The organism is Streptomyces sp. NPDC058457 (assembly GCF_042720695.1).
Lineage (GTDB): Bacteria > Actinomycetota > Actinomycetes > Streptomycetales > Streptomycetaceae > Streptomyces.
In genome coordinates this window covers 31,809-46,446 of sequence record NZ_JBHXLU010000005.1, presented here as the reverse complement: position 1 = coordinate 46,446, position 14,638 = coordinate 31,809, and the positions used below count along the sequence as shown (strand labels likewise).

The window sequence follows — 14,638 nt, the reverse complement described above, 5'->3', positions numbered from 1 at the left end:
CATGAGTACGACCACTGTCCGGACCTCCGCCCAGGTCGCCGAGGAGGCCCCCATGACGACCACCCGCCGTGTCCGCCGCAGGGACGAGCGCGGCCCGCTGGGCAGCGCCGTCATCCACGGCGTCCTCGCCGTGGCGAGCCTGATCGCGTTCTTCCCGGTCGGCTGGCTGATCTTCCTGTCCCTCGGCCCGGACAAGGACGACTACCTGCACCCGAGCGGCATCTGGCACAAGATGTCGCTGGACAACTACTCGTTCGTCCTCCAGCACACCGGCTTCTGGGACTGGTTCAGGACGACGATGATCGTCGTCGGCGGCACCACGGTCATCGGCCTGATCCTCGCCTCCACCACCGGCTACGCGGTCTCCCGGATGCGCTTCCCCGGCTACCGGAAGTTCATGTGGCTGCTGCTGCTCACCCAGATGTTCCCGATCGCCGTGCTGATCGTGCCGATGTACCAGATCCTGTCGCGGCTCGGCCTCATCGACAGCTACCTCGGGCTGATCCTCGTCTACTGCACCACCGTCGTGCCGTACACGGCGTGGCTGCTCAAGGGCTACTTCGACACCATCCCCTTCGAGATCGACGAGGCCGGCCGTGTCGACGGGCTCTCGCCCTTCGGCACGTTCGGTCGGCTGATCCTGCCGCTGGCCAAGCCCGGCCTCGCGGTCGCCGCGTTCTACAACTTCCTCACGGCTTTCGGTGAGGTCGCCTTCGCCTCCACGTTCATGCTCAGCGACGACAAGTACACGTTCGCCGTCGGTCTGCAGAGCTTCATCAGTGAGCACGATGCGCAGCGCAACCTGATGACCGCGACGGCGGTGCTGATCGCGATACCGGTGGCCGTGTTCTTCTACCTCGTGCAGAAGAATCTGGTGACCGGCCTCACCGCGGGCGGTACGAAGGGCTGACCGTTGGTCGAGCTACGAGGGCCGTCGTTCGGCTGCGGCGCCGTCGTGGCTGGTCGCGCAGTTCCCCGCGCCCCTTTGGGGCGCCATGACTCCCGCGCGCCCGAACGCGCGGGTTGGCGGCCGCGGTCTCCATCCGACCCCGCTGTGACCGCGGCCGCCTTGTCACCACCCCACCGCCGTATTCACCTCTGACCCTATGACCCTGTTACGACGCCTCAAGGACGCCATGAGCCAGCAGCAATCCGCCGCACCGGCCCCCGCCACCGTCACCGTCGCCCGTCGCCGCGACTGGTGGCGGGACGCGGTGATCTACCAGGTCTATCCGCGCAGCTTCGCCGACAGCAACGGCGACGGGATGGGTGATCTGGAGGGCGTGCGTGCCAGACTCCCGTACCTGCGCGACCTCGGTGTCGACGCCGTGTGGCTCAGCCCGTTCTACGCCTCCCCGCAGGCCGACGCCGGCTACGACGTCGCCGACTACCGGGCCGTGGACCCCATGTTCGGCAACCTGCTGGACGCCGACGCGCTGATCCGGGACGCGCACGGGCTGGGGCTGCGGATCATCGTCGACCTCGTGCCCAACCACTCCTCCGACCAGCACGAGTGGTTCAAGCGGGCGCTGGCCGAGGGGCCGGGCTCGCCGTCGCGCGACCGCTACCACTTCCGCCCGGGCAAGGGCGAGAACGGCGAACTCCCGCCCAACGACTGGGAGTCCATCTTCGGCGGGCCCGCGTGGACCCGGGTGGCCGACGGCGAGTGGTACCTCCACCTCTTCGCCCCGGAGCAGCCCGACTTCAACTGGGAACACCCCGCCGTCGGCGACGAGTTCCGCTCCATCCTGCGGTTCTGGCTGGACATGGGCGTGGACGGTTTCCGTATCGACGTCGCCCACGGCCTGGTGAAGGCGGAGGGGCTGCCGGACCTCGGCGGCGCCGACCAGCTGAAGCTGCTGGGCAACGATGTCATGCCGTTCTTCGACCAGGACGGCGTCCACGAGGTCTACCGGCAGTGGCGGCACGTCCTTGACGAGTACGCCGGTGAGCGGATCTTCGTCGCCGAGGCCTGGACCCCGACCGTCGAGCGCACCGCGAACTACGTCCGCCCGGACGAGCTCCACCAGGCGTTCAACTTCCAGTACCTGAGCACGGAGTGGGACGCCGCCGAGCTCCGCAAGGTCATCGACCGCACCCTGGAGGCCATGCGCCCGGTCGGCGCCCCCGCCACCTGGGTGCTCTCCAACCACGACGTCACCCGGCACGCCACCCGCTTCGCCAACCCGCCGGGACTGGGGACGCAGATCCGCACGGCGGGAGACCGGGAGCTGGGCCTGCGCAGGGCGCGGGCGGCCACGCTCCTCATGCTCGCGCTGCCCGGCTCGGCGTACGTCTACCAGGGCGAGGAACTGGGCCTCCCGGACGTCGTCGACCTGCCCGACGAGGTCCGCCAGGACCCCGCGTACTTCCGCGGCGCCGGCCAGGACGGCTTCCGCGACGGCTGCCGGGTGCCGATCCCGTGGACGCGGGAGGGCTCGTCGTACGGCTTCGGGGCCGGGGGCAGCTGGCTGCCGCAGCCCGCGAGCTGGGGCGAGCTGAGTGTGGAGGCGCAGACCGGGGTGGCCGGTTCCACCCTGGAGCTGTACCGCTCCGCGCTGAGCGTGCGCCGTGCGCAGGCCGACCTCGGCGCGGGCGACGCGGTGGAGTGGCTGCGCGCCCCGGAGGGCGTCCTCGCCTTCCGGCGCGGGGAGTTCGTGTGCGTCGCGAACACCAGCGGCGAGTCCGTCACCACTCCCGCGTACGGCAGGGTGCTGCTCGCCAGCGGTGAACTGACCGAGGCGGACGGCGAGGCGAAGCTGCCGGCCGACAGCACCGTGTGGTGGACCACCGCCTGATCACCGCTTGACGGCACCTGACGGGGCGTCACCCGGTAACTTCTTGCAGCAACTTCACAGGGCCCGCTACCCAACTGGGTGGCGGGCCCTTAACATCTGCGCAACCGCAAGATTTCAGCAACATTTCTGCAAGAGCCTTCAATGGCGAAGGAACCCCACATGGCACGTAAGACCCTCTCCGCCGCACTGGCGCTGGCCGCCTGTAGCGTTGTCATGACCCCGTCCGTCGCGTCGGCCTCCCCGCCCGGCACCAAGGACGTCACCGCCGTCCTCTTCGAGTGGAACTACGGCTCGGTCGCCAAGGAGTGCACCAACACCCTTGGCCCGGCGGGCTACGGGTACGTCCAGGTCTCCCCGCCCGCCGAGCACATACAGGGCTCGCAGTGGTGGACGTCGTACCAGCCGGTGTCGTACAAGATCGCGGGCAGACTCGGTGACCGCACCTCCTTCCAGAACATGGTGAACACCTGCCACACGGCCGGTGTGAAGGTGGTCGTCGACACCGTCGTCAACCACATGTCGGCGGGCAGCGGCACCGGCACCGGCGGCTCGTCGTACACGAAGTACAACTACCCCGGCCTGTACTCCTCGTACGACTTCGACGACTGCACCTCGCTCGTCTCCAACTACGCCGACCGCTGGAACGTCCAGCACTGCGAACTCGTCGGCCTGGCCGACCTGGACACGGGGGAGGAGTACGTCCGGTCGGCGATCGCCGGTTACATGAACGACCTGCTCAGCCTCGGTGTCGACGGCTTCCGCATCGACGCGGCCAAACACATCCCGGCCGAGGACCTCGCCAACATCAAGACCCGGCTGACCAACCCGTCCGTGTACTGGAAGCAGGAGGTCATCTACGGCGCCGGCGAGGCCGTCCAGCCGACCGAGTACACCGGCAACGGGGACGTCCAGGAGTTCCGGTACGCCTACGACCTCAAGCGCGTCTTCAACGACGAGAACCTCGCCTACCTGAAGAACTACGGCGAGGGCTGGGGGTACATGAGCAGCTCGGTCGCCGGGGTCTTCGTCGACAACCACGACACCGAGCGCAACGGCAGCACGCTCAACTACAAGGACGGCGCCAACTACACCCTGGCCAACGTCTTCATGCTCGCCTACCCCTACGGCGCCCCGGACATCAACTCCGGCTACGAATGGTCGGACGCCGACGCCGGGCCGCCCAACAACGGTGTCGTCAACGCCTGTTGGCAGGACGGCTGGAAGTGCCAGCACGCCTGGCCGGAGATCATCCGCATGGTCGCCTTCCGCAACGCGGTGCGCGGCGAGTCGATGACGAACTGGTGGGACGACGGCGCCGACGCGATCGCCTTCGGGCGCGGCGCGAAGGGCTATGTCGCCATCAACCACGAGTCCGGCTCCCTGACCCGGACCTACCAGACGTCACTGCCGGCCGGGACGTACTGCAACGTGCAGGCGAACACGTCGGTGACGGTCAACTCGAGCGGCCAGTTCACCGCCACCCTGGCCTCGAACACCGCCCTCGCGATCTACGCCGGGAAGTCGACCTGCTGAGGGGCCATCCGCTGGGTGCCGATCACCGACAGCAGTCGCAGCGCCTCCTCGGACCGTGAGCCCGGGGTCGCGGTGTAGATCACGACCTGCTGGTCCCGGTCGGTGATGTCGAGGGCGTCGCAGTTGACGGTGACCGGACCCACCACCGGATGCCGGAAGGTCTTGACCAGGGTGGGCTCGGCGGACACGTCGTGCGACTCCCAGATCCGCCTGAACTCCTCGCTCCCGGCGAGGAGTTCGGCCACCAGGCCGGTCACCTCGGGTGAGTCGGGGTGACGGCCCGCCGTGGCCCGCAGGCGCTGCGCCGAGAGCCGGGCGAAGGCGTCCACGTCCGACACCCCGTACAGCCTGCTGCCCGCCGGGCGCGGGGTGAGGAAGGCGCGGCGCATCAGGTTGCGATCGCGCGGGGGCAGCGCGGAGAAGTCCTCCATGAGGGCGGCCGCCAGATCGTTCCAGGCCAGCACCTCGAAGGTCGCGGAGGTCACGAAGGCGGCGGCCTGCGGAAGCCGGTGCAGCAGGTCGAGCAGGCTCTGCCGTACCTCGCGGGAGGGCCCGGGCGGCGGGCCCGGCGGCGCTCCGGCGAGATGGTGGAGATGCCCGCGCTCGGCGTCGGACAGCCGCAGCGCCCGCGCCAGCCCGCCCAGCACCTCACGCGACGGCCGCGGCCCCCGGGCCTGCTCCAGCCTCGTGTAGTACTCCGTCGAGATGAACGCCAGCTGCGCCACCTCCTCGCGCCGCAGCCCCGGCGTCCGGCGGCGCGGACCGTGCGGCAGCCCGACCTCGGCGGGGGAGATCCGCTCACGTCGGCTGCGCAGGAAAGCCGCGAGTTCTTGCCTGTCCACCCCTCCAGTGTGCGCCGGGCGCCCGACCCCATCCAGGTACCGCCGGTGCCTGGATGGACCCCGCGCCCGGCCGCAGGCTCGAAGCCATGGACAACACAGTGAACACAGGCCTTCTGGCCGGCAAGGTGGCCTTCATCAGCGGAGCCGGGCGCGGGATCGGCGCGGCGGCTGCCCGGCTCTTCGCCCGCGAGGGCGCCCGGGTCCTGCTGGCGGCCCGCACGGAGGACCAGCTCAAGACGGTGACCGAGGAGGTCCGCGCGGCCGGTGGCACCGCGGACTACACGGTCTGCGACCTGGCCGACGCGGCGAGCGTCCGCGCGGCCGTGGACCGCACGGTGGAGGTCTACGGCCGCCTGGACATCGCCTTCAACAACGGTGCCACGATCCAGCACCCCGGCCCCATGGACGAACTCCCCGAGGCCGACTTCGACCACATCACCGACGTCAACCTCAAGAGCGTCTGGCTCGCCATGACCGCAGAGGTCCACGCCATCCGGGCCACCGCCGGCACCGGTGCCGTCGTCAACAACTCGTCCGTCGGCAGCCTGGGCGCCAACCCCGTCCTGCCGGTCTACGGCGCCCTGAAACGCGCGGTCAACAGCCTCACCGAGTCGGCCGCCGTCACCTACGGCCCCGAGGGCATCCGCGTCAACGCCATCGCCCCCGGCGGCACGCTCACCGAGATGGTCCGCGCCTGGGAGGAGGCCACTCCCGGCGTCATCGACCGCATGAGGTCCACGACCCCGCTGGGCCGCACGGCCGACCCCGAGGAGATCGCCGAGGCCGCCGCCTGGCTGCTCAGCGACCGTGCTTCCTATGTGACGGGCACGGTACTGCGCGTGGACGGCGGGGCGCGGGCTTGAGCGGAGCGCCCCGAAGGGGCGCGGGGAACTGCGCGACCAGCCACGACGGCGCCGCAGTCGGCAGACTGCCCGGCCCCGGCGTCTCAGTCGCTGACGTTGATGTGCCTGGCCAGCGCGGTGACGGAGAGGTCGGCGTGGTCGACCCACTGGTGGAACGCCAGCGTCTTGTGCTTGGTCGAGGCGGGCGGCGTGATCTCCAGGTAGGAGGCGTGCACCGCACCCGAGGTGCCGGTGTTGGCGTGAGTCCAGGCGACGACGGCCTCGGCGCTCTGGCCGTCCTTGAGGACGATGGTCTTCTTGCCCGGGTCCTTGGCGTACCAGGTGTTGCCCCAGTGCGTGTGGGTCTTGATCGCCTTGTGCGCGGAGTTCTCCAGGCCCAGGCCGGGGTAGCCGCGCAGCGCACAGGTCTTTCCGCTGAGGTTGCGCAGCGTGATGACGACACCCTCGTGGTTCATGCCACCGGCGAGCTGCCGGCCGAAGGTGGCCTTGAGCGCGGCGGCGGAGCAGGTCGGCGTCGCCCTGGCGGCGCTCGGCGTCGCGGCATTGGCGGTGCCCGCCCAGACCAGGCCCAGACCGGCCAGGGCGGCCGCGGCCCCGGCGACCTTGGCGCGGCTGAACCCACGACGTGCGCGGTGCCTGCCCGCGGACTCGGCGGCACCCAGGTCGGAGGTGCCGGAGGTGTCGGTGCTGTAGGTGTTCAGGTCTTCGTTCACGGCGACGGCGCTCCACTCGTGTCCTGCGGCACGGGGCGCGGTGTGCGCCCCGTGCCGTCCTCTGGTGCTGTACACGAGGTTCGATGCACGACACCGCGGATTTGTTCGCGCCGGGCCGCGGAATCTTTCCGGGCCTACTTCCAGGTGTCGCTCGTCGTGTAGCCGGAGGAGGTCCCCGTCGTGTAGGAGCGGTTGGTGCCCGACTCCCACGTCACGGTCCCTGAGCTGTCCTTCTTTATGTACTTGTAGGTGAAGGCGGTGCTCTTCGGGACGATCGCCAGCCTGCTCCACGTCGGGTACGACTCCGACGACAGCGGGATCGCGTCGCCGGTGTTCCAGGAGCCGAGGGAGGCGATGGAGCCGACGACGTAGACGTTGGTGCCCCAGTCGGTCGTGGCGTACTCGTTGAAGGTCACGTCGGTGGCGTCGGCGTTCGCCACGTTCCAGGAGTTGTTGAGGGAGACCGCCGAAGTTGCGCTCGTGGCCGACCTGTTGGCGTTGGACTCCCAGGTCACGTTGCCCGAACTGTCCTTCTTTATGTATTTGTACGTGAAGGACGTGTTGATCGGCACGTTCACCGCGCCCGACCAGACCGGGTATCCGGTGGACGAGAGCTGGATCGCCTTCGAGGTGTCCCAGGAGCCCAGGGCGTCGACGGAGCCGACGACGTAGACGTTGGTGCCGGTCGTGGTGGACGCGTACTCGTTGAAGGTCGCGGTCACCGTGGAGGTGGAGCCACCGCCGCTGCCGCCGTCGTCGCAGCCGACCGTGCAGGTGTAGGAGGAGTTGTAGAAGGCGACGGCGTCCTTCGCGGGGATCGTGATGCTCGCGTTGCCGCCGGAGACGGTGACCGTGGTGGCGCCGCCGTCGATGACGTCGGAGTACGTGCCGTCGGCCATGCCCGTCGCGAAGGTGTAGGTGGCCGACGACGAGCCGTTGTTGACGGCGAAGAAGCCGGCGCCGCTGCGGCCGAAGCCGATGACGGAGGACGACTTGGTCGACCAGTCGGAGACGGCGGCGCTGCCGGTCGCGTTGTGCCAGGCGACCATGCCGACGACGGCGGTGTCGCGGTCGAGGCAGTTCCAGCCGCTGGAGCAGTTGGTGTCGGTGACGAAGCCCGCGGAGTTCGGCGGCGCCTGGTCGCTCTGGGTCCACTGCCAGCTGGAGTAGATCGTCGGCGTCGACCACTTGTAGGCGAGCTCGAAGAGGTTGGCGAGCTTGTAGCTGTCGCCGTCCTTGTAGCTCATGTGCAGGCCGTTGCGCTCGGTGTCGTGGTTGGTCACGAAGGACACGGAGTTGGCGGCGGGCAGGATGCCGGACGAGGACAGCGACGCCAGGTCCGAGACATTGCCCTGGAACGCCGACTTCATCTTGCTCGCGTAGGTGAAGTCCAGGACGTCACCGGAGCCGTAGTAGTCGCTGGGCTGCGGGGTGGAGCCCGGGTAGACCTCGTCGAAGACGTACGGCGCCGCGCCGGACGTCGTGGTGTTCAGCTTGGCGACGATGGCCGCCATGTCGGTGGCCGGGATGTGCTTGGCCGAGTCCACCCGGAAGCCGTCGACGCCGAGCGCGATCTGCTTGTTGAGGAAGGCCGCGAGGCCCGAACGGACGTTGTCGGCGCCGGTCTTGAGGTCGGGCAGGCCCAGCAGCTCGCAGTTCTGGACCTGGGTGAGATTCGAGTAGTCCTGGATGGTCAGGTCGGAGGTGGGGCAGTCGGCGGAGGTGTGGTAGTCGCTCGGATCCCAGTCCGGGGTGTCGTACTTGTTGGTGAGGGTGGTGCCGTCGTAGCCCGTGCCGGTCTGTGCGGCCGTGTGGTTGATGACCGCGTCCGTGTAGACCTTCACTCCTGCCGCGTGGCAGGCGGAGATCATCGACGCGAACTGTGTCGCCGTCCCGAAGCGGCTGTTCAGGGTGTACGAGTACGGCTGGTAGACGTCCCACCAGTAGTAGCTGGACTGCTTGAGGGACTCGGAGGGCGGGGCGACCTGCACCGCGCCGTAACCGGCCGGGCCGAGGATGTCGGTGCACTCGGACGCGACCGAGTTCCAGTTCCATTCCCAGAGATTGGCGATCACATCGCCCTTGGCGGTGGTGTCGGCCTGCGCGGAGGTGGCCGGCAGGGCGATCACACCCGCGAGCGCCAGGGCGCCCGCGGCGACTGCGCCGGCCGTGCGCCGGAAGGCACCCGGGGGTCGGTGTCTGGTCATGTGCGGCTCCGAAGCGAGAGGGGCAGGTTTCAACAACCCGTGAGCGTGCGGCAGTTGAGACATCGCGTCAATACGCCTCGTGAAAGTTCTTGCTGTGAGTTTCAAGCCTCTTGCTGTAAAGCTTTCGTGAGCGGTACGGTCGCGCGGGGTCGGACCCAAGAGAGCCGCTATCGCTAGGAGTTCACACCGGTGATACATGTCAGACGGGTCGCGGCCGTCGCCGTCGCCGCCCTCGCCGCCGCGCTCGTGCAGCCCCTCGCCGCACATGCCGCCGCCCCGCCCGCCCCGCCCTCCGACGCGAAGCTCGCCGCCGCGCCCGCCCGGCACGACGACACCCGGGAGCAGTTCTACTTCGTCATGCCGGACCGTTTCGCCAACGGCGACACGAGCAACGACAAGGGCGGCCTGACCGGATCCCGGCTCAGCACCGGTTACGACCCCACCGACAAGGGCTTCTACCAGGGCGGCGACCTCAAGGGGCTGACCAACCGGCTCGACTACATCAAGGGGCTCGGCACCACCGCCATCTGGATGGCGCCGATCTTCAAGAACAAGCCCGTACAGGGGACGGGGAGCAACGCCTCGGCCGGCTACCACGGTTACTGGATCACCGACTTCACCCAGGTCGACCCGCACTTCGGGACCAACAAGGACCTGGCGACCCTCATCTCCAAGGCGCACGCCAAGGGGATGAAGGTCTTCTTCGACGTCATCACGAACCACACCGCCGACGTCGTCGACTATGAGGAGAAGTCGTACGACTACCTCTCCAAAGGTGCCTTCCCCTACCTGACCAAGGACGGGCAGCCCTTCGACGACGCGGACTACGCGGCAGGCGGCAGGAAGTTCCCCTCGGTGGACACCGCCTCCTTCCCGCGCACGCCGACGGTGACGAGCGACAGCAAGGTGCCGTCGTGGCTCAACGACCCGACGATGTACCACAACCGGGGCGACTCGACGTTCGCCGGCGAGTCCGCGACCTACGGCGACTTCTCCGGCCTGGACGACCTGTGGACCGAGCGGCCCGAGGTCGTCAGCGGCATGGAGAAGATCTACGAGCGGTGGGTGAAGGACTTCGCCATCGACGGCTTCCGGATCGACACCGTCAAGAACGTGAACATGGAGTTCTGGACCCAGTGGGCGACCGCGCTGGACAAGTACGCGGCCCGGCACGGCCGTAAGAACTTCTTCATGTTCGGCGAGACGTACTCCGCCGACACGTCCGTCACCTCCCCGTACGTCACCCAGGGTCGCCTCGACGCGACCCTCGACTTCCCCTTCCAGGACGCGGCCCGCTCCTACGCCTCCCAGGGCGGCAGCGCACAGAAGCTGTCGAGCGTCTTCGGCGACGACTACAAGTACACGACCGACAAGGCGAACGCCTACGAGCAGGTCACCTTCCTCGGCAACCACGACATGGGCCGGATCGGGTACTTCCTGGAGCAGGACAACCCGAAGGCGACGGACGCCGAACTGCTGGCCAAGGACAGGCTCGCCAACGAGGTGATGTTCCTCAGCCGGGGCAACCCGGTCGTCTACTACGGCGACGAGCAGGGCTTCACCGGGTCCGGCGGGGACAAGGACGCCCGGCAGACGATGTTCGCGTCGAAGGTCGCCGACTACCTGGACGACGACGAGATCGGCACCGACCGCACCGCCGCCGACGACTCCTACGACACCAGTGCGCCGCTCTACAAGCAGATCAGTGCTCTCTCCAAGCTGCGCGCAGCCGACCCCGCCCTCGCCGACGGCGTCCAGACCGAGCGCTACGCGGCCGACGGCGCCGGCATCTACGCGTTCACCCGGACGGACGCCCGGACCGGCCAGGAGTACGTGGTCGCCTTCAACAACGCCGGCACGGCACAGACCGCGAACTTCGCCACCGGCTCCGCCGGCATGGGCTACCGCGCGCTCTACGGCACGGACGGCACCGTCACGTCCGACGGCTCCTCGCGGCTCACCGTCACCGTCCCGGCCGGATCCGCCGTCGTGTACAAGGCCACCGGCCCCCTCGCCAAGCCCACGACCGCACCCGTCCTGACCCTCACCGCCCCGGCCACCGGCGCCACCGGCACCGTCGACCTCACCGCGAACGTCACCGGCGGGCAGCTGAACCGCGTCGTCTTCGCCGCCCAGGTCGGCAACGGCAGGTGGACCACCCTCGGCTCCGCCGACCACGCCCCCTACAAGGTCACCCAGACCCTCGCCAAGGACGTCCCGGCCGGTACCGCCCTGCGCTACAAGGCCGTCGTCGTCGACTCCGCCGGGCGCACCTCCGGTGCCCTGGCCGCGAGCACCAGCGGCACCCCGCCCGCCGCCGAGGTCCCCACCGCCTCCTCCCGTGACTACGCGGTCGTCCACTACAAGCGCACCGACGGCGACTACGACAACTGGGGCCTGTACGCCTGGGGCGACCTCGCCGACGGCGAGGCGACCACCTGGCCCGCCGGCCACCCCTTCACCGGCCGTGACGCGTACGGCGCCTTCGCCTACGTCAAGCTGAAGCCCGGCGCCACGAACATCGGCTTCCTCGTCGTCGACAAGGACGGCGACAAGGACGTCTCCGCCGACCGCTCCATCGACGTCACCAAGACGGGCGAGGTCTGGGTCGAGCAGGGCAAGACGGACGTACTCACCGAGAGACCGACCGCCGACTATCCCGCCCAGGACACCACCAAGGCGGTCATCCACTACCACCGCGCTGGGGGCACCTCCCAGGCCGAAGGCTCTGGGGGAGGGAACTACGACGGCTGGGGACTGCACGTCTGGACGGGCGCCGCGAACCCCACCGACTGGTCGAACCCCCTGAAGCCGGTGAAGACCGACGCCTATGGCGCGGTCTTCGAGGTACCGCTCACCGACGGTGCCACCAGCCTCAGCTACATCATCCACAACGGCGACGAGAAGGACCTCACCGCCGACCAGTCCCTCGACCTCAAGTCCGACGGCTACGAGGTGTGGCTGCTGAACGGCCAGGAGAAGCACCTGCTCCCGCAGCCCGCAGGCAGCGCGGCCGCGCTCGACCTGTCCACCTCCAAGGCGGTCTGGATCGACCGGAACACGGTCGCCTGGGACGGCGCCGACGGCGCGGTCTCCACTCAGCTGGTCTACTCCCACGACGGTTCGATCGCCGTCAAGGACGGGACGCTGACGAGCGACGACGAGCGGTGGCTGCGGCTGACGAAGACCACCCTCACCGACGCCCAGAAGGCCGAGTTCCCGTACCTGAAGGACTACACGGCCTGGTCGGTCGACCCGCGCGACCGGGACCGGGTGCGCGAGGCGCTCGGCGGACAGCTCGTCGCCTCCCAGCGGGCCGCTGGGGGCACCTCCCAGGCTTTCGGCTCTGGGGGAGGGGCGGTGCTGGCCGCGACCGGCGTGCAGATCGCGGGCGTGCTCGACGACGTGTACGCCAAGGCCAGGACGGCGGACCTCGGCCCGGTCTTCCACCACGGAAAGCCGACCCTCGCCGTCTGGGCCCCGACCGCGCAGTCCGTCGCCCTCGAACTCGACGGTTCCACCGTGGCCATGCACCGCGCCCCCGCCACCGGCGTCTGGTCCGTCACCGGCCCCGAGTCCTGGAAGAACAAGCCCTACCGGTACGTCGTGAAGGTCTGGGCGCCCAGCGTCCGGAAGGTCGTCACCAACAAGGTCACCGACCCCTACTCGGTCGCCCTCACCGCCGACTCCGAGCGCAGCCTCGTCGTCGACCTGGACGACAAGTCCCTTGCCCCGGGCGGCTGGTCGACCTACACCAAGCCCAAGGCCGTACCGATGAAGGACGCCCAGATCCAGGAGCTGCACGTCCGCGACTTCTCGGTGGCCGACTCCACGGTCCCGGCCGCGGACCGGGGCACCTACCTCGCCTTCACCGACAAGAACAGCGACGGCTCCAAGCACCTCAAGTCCCTCGCGAAGTCCGGTACCTCGTACGTCCACCTGCTCCCGGCCTTCGACTTCGCCACCGTGCCCGAGAAGAAGGCCGACCAGGCGAGCACCGGCTGCGACCTGGCCTCCTACGCGGCCGACTCGGAGAAGCAGCAGGAGTGCGTCTCGGCGGTCGCCGCGAAGGACGCCTACAACTGGGGTTACGACCCGTACCACTTCACGGTCCCCGAGGGGTCGTACGCCACCGACCCGGACGGCACCGCGCGTACCGTCCAGTTCCGGAAGATGGTCAAGTCGCTCAACGGCGACGGGCTGCGGGTCGTCATGGACGTCGTCTACAACCACACGGCGGCCGGCGGCCAGGCGGACACCAGCGTCCTCGACCGGATCGTCCCCGGCTACTACCAGCGGCTGCTCGCCGACGGCAGCGTCGCCAACAGCACCTGCTGCGCCAACACCGCGCCCGAGAACGCCATGATGGGCAAGCTGGTGGTGGACTCGATCGTCACCTGGGCGAAGGAGTACAAGGTCGACGGGTTCCGCTTCGACCTGATGGGCCACCACCCGAAGGCCAACATCCTGGCGGTCCGCAAGGCCCTGGACGCGCTGACCCCGAAGAAGGACGGCGTCGACGGCAAGAAGATCATCCTGTACGGGGAGGGCTGGAACTTCGGAGAGGTCGCCGACGACGCCCGCTTCGTCCAGGCCACCCAGGCCAACATGGCCGGCACCGGCATCGCCACCTTCTCCGACCGCGCCCGGGACGCCGTACGCGGCGGCAGCCCCTTCGACGACGACCCCGGCATCCAGGGCTTCGCGTCCGGCCTCTACACCGACCCCAACTCCTCCACCGCCAACGGCACTCCGGCCGAGCAGAAGGCCCGGCTGCTGCACTACCAGGACCTGATCAAGGTCGGGCTGACCGGCAACCTCGCCAAGTACCGGTTCACCGACACCGACGGCAAGGAGGTCTCCGGAGCAGAGATCGACTACAACGGCTCGCCCGCCGGATACGCCGACGCGCCCGGCGACGCCCTCGCCTATGTCGACGCGCACGACAACGAGTCGCTGTTCGACGCGCTGACGTACAAACTGCCGTCCGGCACCTCCGCGTCCGACCGGGCCAGGATGCAGGTCCTCGCGATGGCCACGGCCGCCCTCTCCCAGGGGCCGTCGCTCTCCCAGGCCGGCACCGACCTGCTGCGCTCCAAGTCCCTGGACCGCAACTCCTTCGACAGCGGTGACTGGTTCAACGCCATCCACTGGAACTGCGCCGACGGCAACGGCTTCGGCCGCGGGCTGCCGACGGCCGCCGACAACCAGTCCAAGTGGTCGTACGCCAAGCCGCTGCTGACCTCGGTGAAGGTCGGGTGCCCGCAGATCGACGGGGCCTCGGCCGCCTACCAGGACCTGCTGCGGATCCGGACGACCGACAAGACGTTCTCGCTGGGCACGGCCGCGCAGGTGCAGTCGAAGCTCTCCTTCCCGCTCTCCGGCAAGGACGAGACGCCCGGGGTGATCACCATGGAACTGGGTGACCTGGTCGTCGTGTTCAACGCGAGCCCGGAGTCGCAGGAGCAGCGGGTGGGCACCCTGGCCGGAACCGGCTACCGGCTGCACCCGGTGCAGGCGTCGGGCGCGGACTCCGTCGTCAAGTCCGCTTCGTACGAGCGGGAAACGGGTACGTTCACCGTTCCGGGGCGCACGGTGGCGGTGTTCTCCCGGACCAGGTGAGAGTGGCCTTACCGTGGTGGGGCAGGCCGCCCGGCATCGGGCCTGCCCCACCGGTGCAGT

General features: G+C 69.2%; 8 protein-coding genes. 5 read left to right on the top strand and 3 right to left on the bottom strand.

Annotated elements, in window-relative coordinates; genetic code table 11:
• Position 1: 1 nt before the first annotated feature.
• The 3 genes from ACFWPS_RS06180 to ACFWPS_RS06170 all read left to right on the top strand — a co-directional run bounded on the left by ACFWPS_RS06180 (position 2) and on the right by ACFWPS_RS06170 (position 4,331).
• Positions 2-910 (top strand): sugar ABC transporter permease, encoded by a 909-nt coding sequence (locus tag ACFWPS_RS06180; RefSeq protein WP_383701577.1) that lies wholly within the window; start codon positions 2-4, stop codon positions 908-910.
• Positions 911-1,136: 226 nt separating this feature from the next.
• Complete coding sequence (locus tag ACFWPS_RS06175; protein ID WP_383701575.1) at positions 1,137-2,798, top strand: glycoside hydrolase family 13 protein; 1,662 nt, start codon at positions 1,137-1,139, stop codon at positions 2,796-2,798.
• A gap of 159 nt (positions 2,799-2,957) precedes the next feature.
• Positions 2,958-4,331, top strand: coding sequence for an alpha-amylase family protein (locus tag ACFWPS_RS06170; RefSeq protein WP_383701573.1), 1,374 nt, complete (start codon positions 2,958-2,960; stop codon positions 4,329-4,331).
• Here the strand turns inward: ACFWPS_RS06170 and ACFWPS_RS06165 are convergent.
• Positions 4,307-5,173, bottom strand: a complete 867-nt coding sequence (locus tag ACFWPS_RS06165; protein WP_383701571.1) for a helix-turn-helix transcriptional regulator — start codon at positions 5,171-5,173, stop codon at positions 4,307-4,309. The genes ACFWPS_RS06170 and ACFWPS_RS06165 overlap by 25 nt on opposite strands.
• Before the next feature lie 86 nt (positions 5,174-5,259).
• On the opposite strand from ACFWPS_RS06165, the gene ACFWPS_RS06160 reads away from it, so the two are divergent.
• Positions 5,260-6,036, top strand: a complete 777-nt coding sequence (locus ACFWPS_RS06160; protein WP_383701568.1) for an SDR family NAD(P)-dependent oxidoreductase — start codon at positions 5,260-5,262, stop codon at positions 6,034-6,036.
• Between the two features lie 83 nt (positions 6,037-6,119).
• On the opposite strand, the gene ACFWPS_RS06155 is transcribed toward ACFWPS_RS06160, so the two are convergent.
• Positions 6,120-6,749 (bottom strand): DUF4232 domain-containing protein, encoded by a 630-nt coding sequence (locus ACFWPS_RS06155; protein WP_383701566.1) that lies wholly within the window; start codon positions 6,747-6,749, stop codon positions 6,120-6,122.
• Positions 6,750-6,883: 134 nt separating this feature from the next.
• Positions 6,884-8,956 (bottom strand): carbohydrate-binding module family 20 domain-containing protein, encoded by a 2,073-nt coding sequence (locus ACFWPS_RS06150; RefSeq protein ID WP_383701564.1) that lies wholly within the window; start codon positions 8,954-8,956, stop codon positions 6,884-6,886.
• Between the two features lie 189 nt (positions 8,957-9,145).
• On the opposite strand from ACFWPS_RS06150, the gene pulA reads away from it, so the two are divergent.
• Positions 9,146-14,578, top strand: a complete 5,433-nt coding sequence (gene pulA, locus ACFWPS_RS06145) for a pullulanase-type alpha-1,6-glucosidase (protein ID WP_383701562.1) — start codon at positions 9,146-9,148, stop codon at positions 14,576-14,578.
• Positions 14,579-14,638: the final 60 nt, after the last annotated feature.

Excerpts from the sequence above, each read along its gene's own strand:
- ACFWPS_RS06180 (WP_383701577.1), top strand. The coding sequence starts at position 2 with ATGAGTACGACCACTGTCCGGACCTCCGCCCAGGTCGCCGAGGAGGCC.
- ACFWPS_RS06175 (WP_383701575.1), top strand. The coding sequence starts at position 1,137 with ATGAGCCAGCAGCAATCCGCCGCACCGGCCCCCGCCACCGTCACCGTC.
- ACFWPS_RS06170 (WP_383701573.1), top strand. The coding sequence starts at position 2,958 with ATGGCACGTAAGACCCTCTCCGCCGCACTGGCGCTGGCCGCCTGTAGC.
- ACFWPS_RS06160 (WP_383701568.1), top strand. The coding sequence starts at position 5,260 with ATGGACAACACAGTGAACACAGGCCTTCTGGCCGGCAAGGTGGCCTTC.
- ACFWPS_RS06150 (WP_383701564.1), bottom strand. The coding sequence starts at position 8,956 with ATGACCAGACACCGACCCCCGGGTGCCTTCCGGCGCACGGCCGGCGCA.